Here is a 573-nt window from a genome sequence, read left to right as displayed (position 1 = left end):
CAATGACCTGCCAGCGGGTTGCCGTAATCCCTACCGGCGCAGTAAGCTGTTCAGCAACAGTAAGAAACAGCCCATTCAGTGCGAAGGTCGTCAACGCTAATGTACTCAGCTTTTCCTGTGTTTCACTCATCGCTATGTTCCGCCATAAGTTCGTAAAAGCCTTCAGGATTGTGGTCTTTATATAACTTGCTCCAGGCACGCAATGTCGTGTCGGAGTAAACATCAAGTTTACGGAAAATTTCGATCGCAAATTCAATTGGAGCAATTCCGCTCGCAGTGATCAAGTTTCCAGAAGTTACAACCAGTTGGTCCTGGTAGTGGGCTCCACCTTTATAACCCACCATTTCAAGAAAAATTTTTGCATTACTGGTGTGTGGTAATTCATCCAAGAGTCCACCTTTAGCAAGTGCAGCGGTTGCCCCACAAATGGCAGCGACTGGGGTTCCGGCACTTAAGAACTGAGAGGCTGTTTTGACAAAGCTATCAATCCCTCCTTTTAGGGCAATATCCGCACCAGGTAATATCAGCATCTGGCTTTTTTGCGGTTCCAATGTGTCCAGACTGAGGTCGGGA

At 47.1% G+C, this 573-nt stretch carries 1 protein-coding gene; it reads right to left on the bottom strand.

The genetic code is table 11. From position 1 onward, the window contains the following. Window positions 1-122: 122 nt before the first annotated feature. Window positions 123-573: DJ-1/PfpI family protein (locus tag WH277_RS05565; protein ID WP_339504906.1), on the bottom strand; the 451-nt coding region annotated here is incomplete at its 5' end.

The sequence above is a fragment of the Erwinia sp. MYb416 genome (assembly GCF_037479575.1).
Classification (GTDB): Bacteria; Pseudomonadota; Gammaproteobacteria; order Enterobacterales; family Enterobacteriaceae; genus Erwinia; species Erwinia rhapontici.
The sequence above is the reverse complement of the archived record's forward strand: the minus strand, read 5'-3'. Positions and strand labels throughout refer to the sequence as shown.